This window comes from Paenibacillus sp. B01, from assembly GCF_009649995.1.
Taxonomy (GTDB): Bacteria; Bacillota; Bacilli; order Paenibacillales; family Paenibacillaceae; genus Paenibacillus_O; species Paenibacillus_O pasadenensis.
This window is the reverse complement of the sequence record NZ_CP045802.1, coordinates 665,001-679,877: the sequence shown is the minus strand read 5'-3', so window position 1 is coordinate 679,877 and position 14,877 is coordinate 665,001. Positions and strand designations below refer to the sequence as shown.

Here is a 14,877-nt window from a genome sequence, read left to right as displayed (position 1 = left end):
GCCAAAAGGCCGGCTGGAGAGCTCCCCCTTCAGGGGCCCTCCAGCCGGCCGCAAGCCAGCTCGGCTCAGCCGGCGCTCGCGCTGCTGCCGGCCGGCTTGGCGGCGAAGCTGTTGTCCGGACGCCGCAGGCCGAGGCGGTCGCGCAGCGTCTCGCCTTCGTATTCCGTCCGGAACAGGCCGCGCCGCTGCAGCTCCGGCACGACGAGGTCGACGAAGTCCTCCAGCCCGCCCGGCAGGTAAGGAGGCATGATGTTGAAGCCGTCCGCCGCCTCGTTCTCGAACCATTCCTGCAGCTGGTCGGCGATCTGCGCCGGCGTGCCGAGAATCTCGCGATGGCCGCGCGCCCCGGCGATGCGCTGGTACAGCTGGCGGATCGTCAGCCCGTCGCGGTCGGCGATATCCTTGAGCAGCAGGAAGCGGCTCTTGCCGCCGTTCACCTGCTCCAGCTGCGGCAGCTCCGGCAGCGGCCCGTCGACCGGATACGGGCTCAGGTCGAAGCTGATCAGCCCCGACAGCAGCGCGACGCCGGCCTCGACTGGAATCAGCTCCTCGAACCGGGCCTTTTTCTCGCGCGCCTCCTCCTCCGTACGTCCGATGATCGGAAAGACGCCCGGCATGATCTTCAAATCCGCCGGCTGCCGGCCGTAGCGGGCGAGCCGGCCCTTCACGTCGCGGTAAAACGCCTGCGCCTCCTCCAGCGTCTGCCAAGCGGTGAAGATGACCTCCGCCGTGCGGGCGGCCAGCTCCTTGCCCGGCTCCGAGGCGCCGGCCTGGATGACGACCGGATGGCCCTGCGGCGGACGGGCGACGTTGAGCGGTCCCTGCACCTGGAACCACTTGCCCTGATGGTCGGTCCGGTGGATTTTCGAGCGGTCGGCGAAGCGCGCTCCTTCCTTGTCCGCCAGCAGCGCGCCGTCCTCCCAGCCGTCCCACAGCCGGCGCACGACGTCGACGAACTCCTCGGCCCGCTCGTAGCGCAGCTCATGCAGCAGATGCTTGTCGCGGCTGAAGTTGCGCGCCTCGTCCTCGGTATTGCTCGTCACCACGTTCCAGGCGGCCCGCCCGCGGCTGATGTAGTCGAGCGAGGCGAACTTGCGCGCGACGTGAAAGGGCTCGTTGTACGTCGTCGACACGGTGCCGGCCAGCCCGATCCGCTCCGTGTCCGCGGCCAGCGCCGACAGCAGCGTCAGCGGCTCCAGCCGCACCTGCACCGCCTGCTCCAGCGCCTGCGGGAAGCGCTCGTGGACGGCATAGCCGTCGGCCAGGAACACCATGTCGAACTTGCCGCGCTCCGCCGTCTTCGCCGCCTGCCGGTAGAAGCCGTAGTCCAGCACGCCCTCGGCGTTGCTGTGCTCGTATCTCCACGAAGCGACATGATGACCCGGAATCATCAGGAATGCGCCGAGGCGCAGCTTTTCTTTTCTTGCCATATCTATCGTTCCTCCTCGTTCAATGGCTTGCATGACGACGCGCCGGCCGTCCATCCCGTCCGCTTATTCAGCGCTCGGCATTCGCCTTCCAGCCGGAGAAGCGGCGCTCCAGCAGCACGAGCCCATGGTTGATGAGCAGCCCGAGCGCGGAAATGGTCAGGATGCCGGCGTACATCTCCGGAATCTGAAAGTTGTACTGCGTATAGTTGATCAGGTAGCCGAGCCCGGCCTTGGCCCCGACCATCTCGGCGGCGATCAGCACGAGAATCGACGAGGCGCCCGCCAGCCGGATGCCTGTGAACACCGACGGCAGCGATGCCGGCAGGATGACCTTCCAGAACAGCTGGAACGGCGGCAGCCCGAGCGAGCGCGCCGACTTGACGAGCAGCGGATCGACGCCGCGCACGCCGCTCACCGTATTGAGCAGGATCGGCCAGGTGCAGGCGAACAGCACGATCGAGATCTTCGACGTTTCTCCGATGCCAAGGATCAGGATGAATACAGGCAGCAGCGCCAGCGCCGCCGTATTGCGGAACAGCTCCAGCACCGGCCCGAGCAGCAGCGCCGCCGTCCGCGAGTAGCCGATCGCCAGCCCGAGCGGGATCGCGATCGCGACCGCCAGCAGCAGCCCGCTGACCGACCGGACGATGCTCGCCTGGAAGTTTTCCAGCAGCGAGCCGGAGACGGCCAGCTCTCCCCACGCCCTCAGCACCTCCGACAGCGGAGGCAGGAACGTCGCATCCACCAGACCGAGGCGGGGAGCCGTCTCCCAGACGAGCGCTAGCGCGGCGATCGCCGCCGAGCCCCGCAGCGCCTTTGCCGCCGCCTTACCGATCGTCCATGCGGCCGATCGCCGCGCCGCCGCAGGCCGGGACGCTCCGACCGCAGCCGCGGCCTTTTCGGCCGTCGCCGCTGCTCTGCTCCCGCCCGTCCGGCTCGCCTCCAGCCTCTCGGCCGCAGGCCGATCCGCCGCAGCGGCGCGTCCGGCCCCGGTCGTCTCCCGGCCCGCAGCCGCAGCGCCTTCCGGCGCCGTTCCGGCCCGGGACGGGATGCTTCTTGCCGCCGCTTTGTTCACGCTCATTGCCATCGCTCCCTTCGCTTGTCGGCGCGTCCGCAGCGGTCCGCGCCCTTATCCGATCCTCCGTCAGCCGGTCCGCCCGAAAATCCGCTCTGGGCAAGCCTCCGGCACTCGGCCGCCGGAGGCTACCTGGCGGCGCGCTCCTCCGTCGGCGCGCCGTCCTGCGACTGCGAGAGCCGCACCTCCTCGCGCAGCTCGCTCCAGATCTCGTGCCGCAGCTCGCCGAACGCCGCCGCGGAGCGCGTATCCTCCTCCTCGGAGCGCCGCCCGAGCGGGATGTCGACGATCCGCTTGATGCGCCCCGGCCGCGCCGTCATGACGGCGACCCGCTGGCCGAGATAGACCGCCTCGTCGATCCCGTGGGTGATGAACAGGATCGTCTTGCCCGTCTGCTCCCAGATGCGGAGCAGCTCCGCCTGCAGGCTCTCGCGCGTCTGCGCGTCGAGCGCCGCGAACGGCTCATCCATGAGCAGCACCTCCGGATCGAAGGCAAGGCTGCGCGCGATCGCCACCCGCTGCTTCATGCCGCCGGACAGCTCATGCGGATAGCGTCCCTCGAAGCCGCTCAAGCCGACGAGGGCCAAATAGTGACGGGCCCGCTCGCGCCGCTCCCTGGCTCCGATTCCTTTCGCCTCCAGGCCGAACTCGATGTTCGCCTGCGCGGTCCGCCACGGAAACAGCGCATATTGCTGGAAGACGATGCCGCGGTCCATGCCCGGTCCCGTCACCGGCCGCCCGTCGAGCAGGATCTGCCCCGAGGTCGGGCGGGACAGGCCGGCGAGCAGGTCGAGCAGCGTCGACTTGCCGCATCCGCTCGGCCCGACGACCGCCATGAACTCGCCCGGCCGCACGTCCAGATCGAGCCCGTCGACGGCCGTGAACTCCTTGACCTCCTTGCCTTCGCGCACGAGAAACTTTTTCGTCACGTCCTGAAACCGGATCTTGGCCGCTTCCCGGACCGGTTCCGATGTCGGGGACGCTCCGTCCGCTCCCCGGCTCTCCGCTTCCCGGTCCAGTCCCGGTGTCGCCGCCGCCCCTCTCGCTCCCGCTTCCGACGCTTCGCCCTGCCCTTCCGTCTGCCCTTCCGCCTGCCGAGCCTCCCGCTTGCCGTCTTCCCGCCGTTCGCTCATCCGCATCCCTCTCCTTTTTCGGCTTGGGCCGTTTTACTTGCCGGTGTCCTTCTCGTCTTCCTCCGCGTAGGGATTGAACTCGTTCGTGTACAGGTCCTCGAGCTTCACGCCGGCCGCCTTCTTGTCGCCGCTCGCCTCCAGCCATTTGCGCCAGATCTCGAACTCCTCCGGACGGATCGTGCCGCCCTTGCCGGCGACGCTCGTCGATTTCCAGAACTTCAGGTTGTCTCCGCTCTCCTCCCGGCCGCGCTTCGCCACGATGTCCTGAGCGCGCTGGATGACCGTCTCCCTCGGCTGCGTGCGCGCCCATTCGATCGCCTTGGACGTGCCTTCGACGAATTTGCGCACCGTGTTCGGATTGTCCGCGATGAATTTTTTCGTAAAAACGATCGTGCCTGCGCTCTGCGCCCCGAACAGCTCGAAATCGCTGAACAGCTTGCGCACTCCGCCCCGCTCCAGCGCATGGTCGCGCAGGATGCCGCCAAGCACGGCGACATCGATCTGCCCCGCGCGCAGCGACTGCTCTGTATTGACCGGCGGCAGCGCGACGAGCGTCACCTGCTTGATCTCGTCGTCGCTGAGCCCTCCGCGCTTCAGGTACTCCTTGAGCACGAATTCGGCATGGGCGCCGAGCGTATTCATGCCGACCTTCTTGCCGATCAAATCGCGGGCGCTGCGGATCGGGCTGTCCTCCAGCACGAAATACCCGTTGTATGTCAATTCGTCCATGCCGTAGTAGCTGATGACCGAGCGGATCGGCGCGCCCGCCGAGATCAGCTTGATGATCGCGCCGTTGAACGCTCCGCCGAAGTCGGACTGGCCCGTCGCCGCCGTCTGGATGTCCTGCGGGCCGCTCGTCGTATTGCCGATCCACTTGAGCTTGACCGGGGCCAGATAGCCGAGATCCTCGGCCAGCTCCGGAAACGTCACCGATCCGACCGAGCCCTGGTACCTCAGCTCCAGCGTCTCCGGCTCTCCGTCCTTGCCGGCGGCGACAGCCTTCTTCTCCTCGTTGCCGCCGCATCCGGTCAGCAGCACCGCGGCCGACAGCACCGTGGCAAGCGCGGCAGCCGTGCGGCTCCTCCTGCGGTTCCTCTTTTCAACAGCCGCTCCCTGAACCGCCGCGTTCCATTGCATTTGCTTCTGCTCCATCCCCAAGCTCCTCTCTCCCGCAAGACCGGCCGGAAAACGGCAAAAGCCTCCGCGGGCGCGGCCGCATCCATGCAGCCGTACTCGGGAGGCCTCCTCAGCATAGGGTCGGCTCCGCTTCCGATAAGCAAAAAAGACGCATAGCGGCAGGCTTCTCGCGCTGCAGGCTTGCGTCTCCGGTTGCTCCGGTCGATTGTTTATAATTCCTATATAATTACTATGAAAAGAATCATAGCACCGCTTTTCCGTTTCGTCAATACGAATATTTCGCTCAGCGTTGGGCCATGCTGATAGCAAATGGCCGCCCGACCGTGCCCGCACGGCAGCGGCAACAGGAGGAATGCGCTCATGTCCGATCTGCTCCAGCTCGCCCTTATCGCTCTGACGCTTCTTTTTATCGGCCTGGTGCTTCATTGCATTCGCAAAGGTGTCCTGCGCGACCGCTACGCCCTGCTTTGGCTCAGCATCAGCGGAGGCTTCCTCGGCATGCTGGCGCTGCCGTTCCTCGTCTAGCGGACCGCCGATCCCCTCTGCCCTAGGATCGCCAAAAAGGCCGCTCTCATTCCTCAGAAGGAAATGAGCGCGGCCTTTTCGTCTTGACCTTGTCCGGCGCAAGCCCGGCGTCTTCGGCTTCTTCCTCTCCTTACCCGCATTGGCGGCCAAGCCAAAAGCCCCCGGCCCGAAAAGGGCCGGGGCTTCCGCAAAACCAGATCCTTCCGCCCGAAGCGCCGATCGGCGATCCGGGCGCCAGGCTCCGCCAACCTTCGCCGCCGCTTATTTCGCGGCCGGCTCTTCCTCCGGCAGCTTGTGCTCCGGATGAGGCTTGACGGTCAGTCCGCCGTCTTCCTCGTCGATGAAGAGCATGTAGCCTTTTTTGATCGTGCCCATGAGCAGCTCCTCGGACAGGCGGTCCTCGATGTGCTTCTGGATCGCGCGGCGCAGCGGACGAGCGCCATATGCCGGGTCGAAGCCTTCCTTGGCGAGGAACTCCTTCGCCTTGTCGGTCAGCTCGAAGTCCACCTCCTGCTCGCGCAGCCGCTTGCGCAGCTCGTCGGACATGAGCGTCACGATCTGGGCGATATGCTCCTGTCCCAGCGAGTGGAACACGATCGTCTCGTCGATCCGGTTCAGGAACTCCGGACGGAAGCTTTTTTTCAGCTCGCCCATCACTTTGTCCTTCATCTGGTTGAACTCGCGGCCCGCGTCATGGCTTGCCGTGAAGCCGAGCGTCGAGTTGCGCTTGATCTGATCGGCGCCGACGTTGGACGTCATGATGATGAGCGTGTTGCGGAAGTCGACGACGCGGCCTTTGGAGTCGGTCAGACGCCCATCCTCGAGCACCTGCAGCAGGATGTTGAACACTTCCGGATGCGCCTTCTCGATCTCATCGAGCAGGACGACGGAGTACGGCTTGCGGCGCACCTTCTCGGTCAGCTGGCCGCCTTCTTCATAGCCGACGTATCCCGGAGGCGCTCCGACCAGACGCGACGTCGAATGCTTCTCCATGTACTCCGACATGTCGATGCGGATGACCGCGTTCTCGTCGCCGAACATCGCCTCGGCCAGCGCGCGGGCGAGCTCCGTCTTGCCGACGCCCGTCGGGCCGAGGAAGATGAAGCTGCCCATCGGGCGCTTCGGATCCTTGAGTCCGGCGCGCGAGCGGCGCACGGCGCGGGAGACGGCCTTGACCGCATCGGATTGCCCGATGACGCGGTCGTGCAGGATCTCCTCCATTTTGAGCAGGCGCTGCGTCTCCTCCTCCGCCAGCTTGACGACGGGGATGCCGGTCCAGCCTGCGACGACCTGAGCGATGTCGTCCGGCGTTACTTCGGAATCGGTGCGCCCCTGCTTTTCCTTCCAGCTGTTTTTCGTCGTATCGAGCTCCTCGCGGATCTTCTGCTCGGTATCGCGAAGCGCGGCCGCTTTTTCGAACTCCTGGCTCTGCACGGCGGCGTCCTTCTCCTTGCGCACTTCGTCCAGCCGGCCTTCGAGCTGCTTGAGATCCGGCGGAATCGTGTACGTATGGAGCCTTACCTTGGAGCTCGCCTCGTCGATCAGGTCGATCGCCTTGTCCGGCAGGAAGCGGTCCGTGATGTAGCGGTCCGACAGCTTGACGGCCGCCTCGATCGCCTCGTCGGTAATTTTCACGCGATGATGCGCCTCGTAGCGGTCGCGCAGGCCATGCAGGATCTGGATCGCCTCGTCCGGCGTCGGCTGGTCGACCGTGATCGGCTGGAAGCGGCGCTCGAGCGCGGCGTCCTTCTCGATGTACTTGCGGTATTCGTCCAGCGTCGTGGCGCCGATGCACTGCAGCTCGCCGCGCGCCAGCGCCGGCTTGAGGATGTTGGAGGCGTCGATCGCGCCCTCCGCTCCGCCTGCGCCGATCAGCGTGTGCAGCTCGTCGATGAACAGCACGATGTTGCCGGCCTGGCGGATCTCATCCATGATTTTCTTCAACCGGTCCTCGAACTCGCCGCGGTACTTCGTGCCCGCTACGACCGAGCCCATATCGAGCGTCATGACGCGCTTGTCGCGCAGCGTTTCGGGAATCTCGTTGGCGACGATCTTCTGGGCGAGGCCCTCGGCGATCGCCGTCTTGCCGACGCCGGGCTCGCCGATCAGCACGGGATTGTTCTTCGTGCGGCGGCTGAGCACCTGGATGACGCGCTCGATCTCCTTGCTGCGGCCGATGACCGGATCGAGGTTGTTCTCGCGGGCGGATGCCGTCAGGTCGCGCGCCAGGCCGTCCAGCGTCGGCGTGCTCACGTTCGCCGGAGCGCCGTGGTTGCTGGAGACGGCCTCGCTGCTGCCGAGCAGCTGCAGCACCTGCTGGCGCGCCTTGTTGAGGCTGATGCCGAGGTTGTTCAGCACGCGGGCGGCGACGCCCTCGCCCTCGCGGATCAAGCCGAGCAGGATATGCTCCGTGCCGACGTACGTATGGCCGAGCTTGCGGGCTTCGTCCATCGACAGCTCGATGACCTTTTTGGCGCGCGGCGTATAAGCGATGTTGCTCGGCTGCTCCTGGCCGCGTCCGATGAGCGACTCCACCTCGTCCTGGATCTTCTCGAGACCAAGGCCGAGCGCGATCAGCGCCTTGGCGGCGATGCCCTCGCCCTCGCGGATCAGGCCGAGCAGGATGTGCTCCGTGCCGATATTGTTATGTCCAAGCCGCACCGCCTCTTCCTGGGCCAGTGCCAGCACCTTCTGCGCGCGTTCCGTGAATCGTCCAAACATCATTCGTAAGCACCTCCGTCTTGGGATCGGGATGCCAGCTGCCCGCGGATAAGCTCCGCGCGCCGCATGTCCCGCTGCTCCGTATTCATTTTCTCCTCGAATGCCTGCTGCAGGAAGCCCGGCTGCGTCATGACCATCAACTCATTCATAACCTGCGGGGATACGTGGCCAATCAGTCCCAGGTCGATGCCGAGCCGCACGTCGGACAGCCGCTGCGCGGACTCCTTGGAATCCATGATCGCGGCATGCGACAGGATGCCGTAGGAGCGCTTCACGCGGTCCTCCAGGCGGAGCCTGGATTCCTGCAGCAGCCGCTGCCTCGCCGCCTTTTCATGCTCGATGATCTGACGCACGACGCCGTGCAGGTTGTCGATGATCTCGTCCTCGGACTGGCCGAGCGTGATCTGATTCGAGATCTGGAACAAGTTGCCCAGCGCCTCGCTGCCTTCGCCGTACAGCCCCCTTACCGCCAAGCCGACCTGCGTGATCGCCGACAGAATGCGGTTGATCTGCTGGGTCATGACGAGCGCCGGCAGATGCATCATGACCGACGCCCGGATGCCCGTGCCGACGTTCGTCGGACAACTCGTCAAGAAGCCGCGCTTCTCGTCGAAAGCATATTCCGTTGCCTCTTCATAGATGTCGTCGATCCGGCTGGCAAGCCGCCACGCCTCCTGCACCTGGAAGCCCGGATATAGACATTGAATGCGAAGATGGTCTTCTTCGTTAATCATGATGCTGATCGCCTCGTTGTCGCTGACGACGACGGCTCCCGCTCTCGACTCGCCGGCGAGCGCCGGGCTGATCAGATGCTTCTCCACCAGCACGCGGCGCTCCAGCTCGCTCAGCTCGGCCAGATCGACCGTCTCGAACGTGCCGACGGCATCGAGCTTTCCTTCCTTGGCGACGGCGATCAGCTTGTTCTTGACCTCCGCCGCATGCTGGCCCGTAGCCAGGATCGGGAATGGAAAGCCCTTCAGGTTGCGAGCCACCCGCACCCTGCTGCTGAAAACGATATCGGAGTCCGGGCCTTCGCCCTTCATCCATTCACTCAGCGCGTTTTGCGCAAAGCGGCCTGCTGCCACATCCCATCCTCCTCTCGACTTCGCGGATTCGAGATCGAATCCGCCTCTGCTCCATGCGCTCAGCCGGGCTCGGCGCTCTGCAGCTGCTTCTCCAGCAGTCGAATCTCGTCCCGGAGCTTGGCCGCCGTCTCGAATTCTTCATTCTGGATCGAGCTCTGCATCTCCTGCCGCAGCCGGTCGATTTCGCGCCGGGTCTTGATCCGTCCGCCCGAGCGCTGCGGAATCTTGCCCACATGCGCCGTGCTGCCGTGCACCCGCTTGAACAGCGGATCGAGCCGATCTCCGAAATGATTGTAGCACGAGCTGCAGCCGAAGCGTCCGAGCTTCTTGAACTGCGGATAGGTCAAGCCGCACTCCTCGCAGCGGGGCGGCGGAGCGGGAGTCTGCCCCTGCAGGCTGCCTTTGCCGGCGGGATCGAAGTCCATCAGCCCCGACAGCAGGCTATGGATCGAAAAGCCGTTCGGCGATCCGGGCAGCCCTTCTCCCCGCTCGCGGGCGCAGGATTCGCAAATATGGAACTCGTTCTTGTCGCCGTTGATGATTTTCGTAAAATGAAGCGTAGCCGGCCTTTTGCCGCATTCCTGACAAAGCATGCCGTCATCCCCTCCTTGCGCTCCCTATTCCTTACCCAAAAGCGAGATCAGCATCGCCTTCAGCAGCCGGGCCCGCAGCTCGTCGCGCTGCGGCAGCTTGACGGCGATCGTCTCTCTGCAGACGGCCGCCCGCAGCAGATTGCCCTCGCGCCTCGAGATGATCGTCGCTTCCTCCAGCTGGTAGATCAGGCCGTCTGCCGCGTTTTGGTCGACCTGCGAGCCGATCGTATGATGGATATGGCCATGAATCGCCTTCATCGCCGGCAGCTCGATGCGCTGGATGCGGATATAGCCTCCGCCTCCTCGCTTGCTCTCGACGAGATAGCCCTTTTCGAGCGTGAAGCGCGTGCTGATGACGTAATTGATCTGGGACGGCACGCAGGAAAACCGGTCCGCAAGCTCGTTGCGCTGGATCTCGACCGCGCCGTCGGGACTTTCCTGCAGCAGCAGCTTCAAGTGCTGCTCCAGGGCATCGGAAATATTTCGCATATCACCAACCTCCCTATGCTGGCACCTGTACGATGAAAAATGGCGGTAAGCCAAAAAGCCAATGCCCGAATTGCATCCCTGTAGCATTCCCCTGAAAGCGTGACGAAACATCCGCTGGTACGAGAAAGCTCCGCTGGCTCGCCGGAAGCTGATCCGGAAAGGCGGGGCGCCGCAACTGACTTTGACTTTCTTTGACTTATGACTTAATTATACGCTTTTTTCCTGAAACGTCAAGCGCTCCAGGCAAGGAAGCCTTACTGCGGAAAACCGGCTTGTCCCATGCCTTTTACCAGCTTGGGACAAGTCGTTCCTCTTTATACCTAGAAAAAGTCCATCAAATTCGGCATGCGCGGCTCCATGCGCTCGGCCAAAGCCTTCAGCTCCGCCGCCGGCCCCGTCAGGCCGCCCGCCGCCAAGAGCTCCCGCGGCCCGGCGTAGCCGGTGAACAGCGCCGTCCAGCTGCCGATGCCGCCGCTCAGCGCGGCTGCCGCAGCGCTCTCGGCAAATGGCGCCCCGTTGTCCGCCGACTGTCCGGAGAGCTTGCGCAGCGAGCCTTTTCCCCGCTCGTCGACCGCCAGCTCCCAGCTGCCGTCGTTCCATGGCGCATGCTCATCCTCCACGATCATCGTCCACGATCTTGCCGGTCCCGGCAGGAACGGATACGCTTCGATGAACGCCTCCGCATCGACGATCCGCGCCATGAAGTAGGGTTGCACGGCTTGCTCGATGCGCGGATCCGGCAGCAGGAACGGCAGCGGGTCTCCTTTGTAGCTTTCGAACTGGACTTGGTCGATCATCGAGTCATGCTGGCCGAAAAAAGTCCAAAGCCCTTCTCTCGCTTCCTCGCTCAAGTAGACAAGCTCATGTACGGTCAGCTTGCGCTCCTTGACCTGGTACAGCGCATAGCCTTCGGCCGCCCCGCCTTCGGAGCGGTAAATCGCCGCATGTCCCGACTTGCGCCGCAGCACCGAGTCGTCCCACCAGTCGGACTCCCGGGAGAGCGCGATCTGAAAGCCGGAGGCATACTCCTCGTAAAGCTCCTGCAAAGACTGCCGGATGTCCGGCTGAGCCGGATCGACCCGCTCGATAAAGCCCGGCGTGAGCTTGCGCGGAGGCAGCTTGTCCCTCGGGATCGTGAACCGGATCCGATCGGCGCACAGCTCCCAGCCGAAGCGCCGATAGAACCCGATGCTGAACGGAGCGAGCATGGACAGCGTCTGCCCCCGCTCCTTCATCTCTTCCAGCGAACGGCGCAGCAGCTGCGCGATATGGCCCTTCCGGCGCTCCTCCGGCCAGCTCGCGACGGCCGCCACTCCGCCCATGGCGAACTTGCGTCCCTGCACGTATGCCGTCAAGGGCAGGACAAGCACTTGCGAGCGGATCCGCCCTTCCTCGACCGCTACCCACAGCTGCTCAGGCTTTCTTGTCCGATGCGCCCGCTCCAGCTCCTCCGGCGACATGACGTATTGAAAGGCGTACTGGCTCAGCTTCAGATGCTCGTCCATTTCGTCCGGACGCAGCTTGCGAATTTCCATGCTCGCTCCTCCTTTTTTGGTCCATGTTCTTCCTTACGACGAGCCTCATCTGAATATGGCTCTTGCGTTTCGCTGCCTATATGTGTCCGGTCACGCCGGACACGGCATGTCGCCCGTTCCTTCGACTCGGAGCCCGCCGCGCAGCCCGCATCTGTTAATTGGACTCCGAAGCCTCGCAGCCGGCCTCCCGGAACAGCCGATCGAGCAGCGACAGCGCCTGCTCCAGCTTTTCCGGCGGCACGTCCTCGTATCGGTCTCCGATCGACAGCTCGCTCGCGCAAGAAGAGGCCGTTTTTTCTTTGACATATCCGACCAGAGCTACGCCCGTCTCCCGAGCGGCCTGCTCGAACAGAACGGCAGCCTGCTGCGCCGGCAGCTCCGCATGGAGATGGAACATGTTCGACACCGGCGTCTCCGGCACGGTGCGGAGTCCCGCCACGCCGTTCAGGCGGCGGGCCAGATCCTTGGCGCCCTCATAATACCGGCTCATTCTCGGCCGACGAAGATCCAGATAGTGGTCGGAGCTGACGATATACGGATAGAGACTGATCAGATCGCCGCCATGCCGGCGCTTCCACACCTTGGCCTCGGCCGCGAGCTCCGCATCGCCGGCCAGTACCGCGCCCGCGATGCCTCCGAGACCTTTGTAAAAAGAGACGTACACGCTGTCGAACAAGCGGCAGATGTCCGCCTCCGAGCGTCCGTAATACGGAACGATCTCAAACAGGCGCGCCCCGTCCAGATGAAGCGGAATGCCGTTTTTCCGGCACCAGGCCGAAATCGCCTCCAGCTCCTCATATGGAGGCAGCTGCCCGCCGATTTCCCGCTGCGGCAGCTCAAGCAGCAGACAGCCGACGTTCCCCATCTCCTGCACGTCCTGCAGCGTAATGAGCCGGTCCGCATCGCCCAACAGCACCGGCTCGATGCCATGCAGCTCATGCAATCCTTTTTCCTCATGAATCTCCAGATGGCATAGCGGATGGTAAGCCGCCTTGCGAATGCCTTTGCGATCGCACCAGATCCGCAGCGCGATCTGCTGCGCCATCGTACCGCTTGGGAAAAAGACCGCCGCTTCCTTGCCCAGCAGCTTCGCCAGCTTCGTTTGGAAAGCTTCGATCACCTCTCCTTTCCCGTACATGTCGCTTGCCTGGTCGACGTCCATCTCGTCGAAAGCCTGCGTCAGCATCCGCATCGAGCGCTTGCTGCTGCCGGTGACGACATGCGCGGCCTGAGCGAAGCTCTCTGCAAGCCCGTTCGTTGTTCCCATGCTGACTCTCCTTTCAAATTGAAACCCTTGATGCAGGTATACCAGAATCAGACGGCAAGAAGCAAGTATAGCGGTTACATTTCGACCCAATGCAAAAAGCCGCCGCATCCGAAGATGCGGCGGCTCGTGGTTGCAAATGCTTGGCGACGTCCTACTCTCCCAGGACCCTGCGGTCCAAGTACCATCGGCGCTGGAAGGCTTAACGGTCGTGTTCGGGATGGGTACGCGTGGTTCCCTTCCGCCATCGCCACCAAACGTCCTGCTTGCTCAAGGCGTAGGCTTGCGCCCTGAAAACTGGATCGAACGAAATGCCGTGCTGACCGGCTGTTCTTGCTAAGTAGGATAAGCCCTCGACCGATTAGTACTCGTCAGCTGCACACGTTGCCGCGCTTCCACCTCGAGCCTATCGACCTGGTCGTCTTCCAGGGGTCTTACATACTGGGAAATCTCATCTTGAGGGGGGCTTCGCGCTTAGATGCTTTCAGCGCTTATCCCGTCCGTACGTAGCTACCCAGCGGTGCTCCTGGCGGAACAACTGGTACACCAGCGGTACGTCCATCCCGGTCCTCTCGTACTAAGGACAGCTCCTCTCAAATTTCCTACGCCCACGACAGATAGGGACCGAACTGTCTCACGACGTTCTGAACCCAGCTCGCGTACCGCTTTAATGGGCGAACAGCCCAACCCTTGGGACCTACTTCAGCCCCAGGATGCGATGAGCCGACATCGAGGTGCCAAACCTCCCCGTCGATGTGGACTCTTGGGGGAGATAAGCCTGTTATCCCCAGGGTAGCTTTTATCCGTTGAGCGATGGCCCTTCCATTCGGTACCACCGGATCACTAAGCCCGACTTTCGTCCCTGCTCGACTTGTTGGTCTCGCAGTCAAGCTCCCTTATGCCTTTGCACGCTTCGAATGATTTCCAACCATTCTGAGGGAACCTTTGGGCGCCTCCGTTACATTTTAGGAGGCGACCGCCCCAGTCAAACTGCCCGCCTGACACGGTCCCTTCACCGGCTTCACGGTGACAGGTTAGAACTCCGATACGATCAGGGTGGTATCCCAACGGCGCCTCCTCCGAAGCTGGCGCTCCGGCTTCCTAGGCTCCCACCTATCCTGTACAGATCGTACCAAAGTCCAATATCAAGCTGCAGTAAAGCTCCATGGGGTCTTTCCGTCTTGTCGCGGGTAACCTGCATCTTCACAGGTAGTAAAATTTCACCGGATCTCTCGTTGAGACAGCGCCCAAGTCGTTACGCCATTCGTGCGGGTCAGAATTTACCTGACAAGGAATTTCGCTACCTTAGGACCGTTATAGTTACGGCCGCCGTTTACTGGGGCTTCGGTTCACAGCTTCGGGTTGCCCCTAACCGCTCCCCCTTAACCTTCCAGCACCGGGCAGGCGTCAGCCCGTATACTTCGCCTTACGGCTTCGCACAGACCTGTGTTTTTGCTAAACAGTCGCTTGGGCCTTTTCACTGCGGCCCCCCTCGGGCTATTCACCCTACCGAGGCACCCCTTCTCCCGAAGTTACGGGGTCATGTTGCCGAGTTCCTTAACGAGAGTTACTCCGCGCGCCTTAGCATGCTCTGCTCGCCTACCTGTGTCGGTTTGCGGTACGGGCACCTTCGCCTGGCTAGAAGCTTTTCTTGGCAGCTGGAGATCATGACCTTCGGTACTATAATTTTCCCTCCCCATCACAGCCCAGCCTTACGGTTTGCGGATTTGCCAACAAACCAGCCTCACTGCTTGGACGGACACATCCATCGGTCCGCGTCACTACCCTTCTGCGTCACTCCATCGCTCATAACGGCTTACGGTGGTACAGGAATATCAACCTGTTGTCCTTCGACTACGCCTTTCGGCCTCGCCTTAGGTCCCGACTTAC

At 63.3% G+C, this 14,877-nt stretch carries 11 protein-coding genes and 2 rRNA genes (1 of these 13 cut by a window edge); 1 reads left to right on the top strand and 12 read right to left on the bottom strand.

Going from position 1 to position 14,877, the window contains the following annotated elements; genetic code table 11:
- Positions 1-65 precede the first annotated feature (65 nt).
- The 4 genes from GE073_RS02895 to GE073_RS02880 form a co-directional block, all read right to left on the bottom strand.
- Positions 66-1,430: an LLM class flavin-dependent oxidoreductase gene (locus GE073_RS02895; protein WP_153782740.1), complete on the bottom strand. Its 1,365-nt coding sequence runs from the start codon at positions 1,428-1,430 to the stop codon at positions 66-68.
- 67 nt (positions 1,431-1,497) lie between these two features.
- The gene (locus GE073_RS02890) at positions 1,498-2,511 is read right to left on the bottom strand and encodes an ABC transporter permease (RefSeq protein ID WP_153782739.1); all 1,014 of its coding nucleotides are present in this window, start codon (positions 2,509-2,511) and stop codon (positions 1,498-1,500) included.
- A 122-nt stretch (positions 2,512-2,633) separates the two neighbouring features.
- A complete protein-coding gene (locus tag GE073_RS02885) occupies positions 2,634-3,638 on the bottom strand; it encodes an ABC transporter ATP-binding protein (protein WP_153782738.1) in 1,005 nt (334 codons plus the stop codon).
- Positions 3,639-3,671: 33 nt separating this feature from the next.
- Positions 3,672-4,790: an ABC transporter substrate-binding protein gene (locus GE073_RS02880; protein ID WP_228551245.1), complete on the bottom strand. Its 1,119-nt coding sequence runs from the start codon at positions 4,788-4,790 to the stop codon at positions 3,672-3,674.
- Positions 4,791-5,135: 345 nt separating this feature from the next.
- On the opposite strand from GE073_RS02880, the gene GE073_RS02875 reads away from it, so the two are divergent.
- Positions 5,136-5,300: a hypothetical protein gene (locus GE073_RS02875; protein ID WP_153782737.1), complete on the top strand. Its 165-nt coding sequence runs from the start codon at positions 5,136-5,138 to the stop codon at positions 5,298-5,300.
- Between the two features lie 261 nt (positions 5,301-5,561).
- Here the strand turns inward: GE073_RS02875 and clpC are convergent, their stop codons facing one another.
- The 8 genes from clpC to GE073_RS02835 all read right to left on the bottom strand — a co-directional run.
- Positions 5,562-8,024, bottom strand: a complete 2,463-nt coding sequence (gene clpC, locus GE073_RS02870; protein ID WP_153782736.1) for an ATP-dependent protease ATP-binding subunit ClpC — start codon at positions 8,022-8,024, stop codon at positions 5,562-5,564.
- Entirely contained in the window at positions 8,021-9,106 is a 1,086-nt protein-coding gene (locus tag GE073_RS02865) for a protein-arginine kinase McsB (RefSeq protein WP_028598166.1), read from the bottom strand. The genes clpC and GE073_RS02865 overlap by 4 nt, the downstream gene beginning before the upstream one ends.
- A gap of 59 nt (positions 9,107-9,165) precedes the next feature.
- Positions 9,166-9,699 (bottom strand): protein-arginine kinase activator protein McsA, encoded by a 534-nt coding sequence (locus GE073_RS02860; protein WP_153782735.1) that lies wholly within the window; start codon positions 9,697-9,699, stop codon positions 9,166-9,168.
- Positions 9,700-9,723: 24 nt separating this feature from the next.
- On the bottom strand, positions 9,724-10,188 hold the full coding sequence (locus GE073_RS02855) for a CtsR family transcriptional regulator (protein ID WP_028598164.1): 465 nt from the start codon (positions 10,186-10,188) through the stop codon (positions 9,724-9,726).
- A 320-nt stretch (positions 10,189-10,508) separates the two neighbouring features.
- Positions 10,509-11,723 carry a GNAT family N-acetyltransferase gene (gene eis / locus GE073_RS02850; RefSeq protein ID WP_153782734.1) on the bottom strand — a complete coding sequence of 405 codons (1,215 nt, stop codon included), beginning with the start codon at positions 11,721-11,723 and terminating at the stop codon, positions 10,509-10,511.
- A 154-nt stretch (positions 11,724-11,877) separates the two neighbouring features.
- Positions 11,878-12,990: a threonine aldolase family protein gene (locus GE073_RS02845; RefSeq protein ID WP_153782733.1), complete on the bottom strand. Its 1,113-nt coding sequence runs from the start codon at positions 12,988-12,990 to the stop codon at positions 11,878-11,880.
- A 138-nt stretch (positions 12,991-13,128) separates the two neighbouring features.
- Positions 13,129-13,245: ribosomal RNA gene (gene rrf / locus GE073_RS02840) — 5S ribosomal RNA — on the bottom strand.
- 83 nt (positions 13,246-13,328) lie between these two features.
- Positions 13,329-14,877: ribosomal RNA gene (locus GE073_RS02835) — 23S ribosomal RNA — on the bottom strand; it runs 1,393 nt beyond the window's last position.

Bases quoted from the DNA above. Each gene is read 5' to 3' on its own strand.
- GE073_RS02860 (WP_153782735.1), bottom strand. From the start codon at position 9,699: ATGCTTTGTCAGGAATGCGGCAAAAGGCCGGCTACGCTTCATTTTACG.
- eis (WP_153782734.1), bottom strand. From the start codon at position 11,723: ATGGAAATTCGCAAGCTGCGTCCGGACGAAATGGACGAGCATCTGAAG.
- GE073_RS02890 (WP_153782739.1), bottom strand. From the start codon at position 2,511: ATGAGCGTGAACAAAGCGGCGGCAAGAAGCATCCCGTCCCGGGCCGGA.
- GE073_RS02855 (WP_028598164.1), bottom strand. From the start codon at position 10,188: ATGCGAAATATTTCCGATGCCCTGGAGCAGCACTTGAAGCTGCTGCTG.
- GE073_RS02875 (WP_153782737.1), top strand. From the start codon at position 5,136: ATGTCCGATCTGCTCCAGCTCGCCCTTATCGCTCTGACGCTTCTTTTT.
- GE073_RS02845 (WP_153782733.1), bottom strand. From the start codon at position 12,990: ATGGGAACAACGAACGGGCTTGCAGAGAGCTTCGCTCAGGCCGCGCAT.
- GE073_RS02895 (WP_153782740.1), bottom strand. From the start codon at position 1,430: ATGGCAAGAAAAGAAAAGCTGCGCCTCGGCGCATTCCTGATGATTCCG.
- clpC (WP_153782736.1), bottom strand. From the start codon at position 8,024: ATGATGTTTGGACGATTCACGGAACGCGCGCAGAAGGTGCTGGCACTG.
- GE073_RS02880 (WP_228551245.1), bottom strand. From the start codon at position 4,790: ATGGAGCAGAAGCAAATGCAATGGAACGCGGCGGTTCAGGGAGCGGCT.
- GE073_RS02885 (WP_153782738.1), bottom strand. From the start codon at position 3,638: ATGAGCGAACGGCGGGAAGACGGCAAGCGGGAGGCTCGGCAGGCGGAA.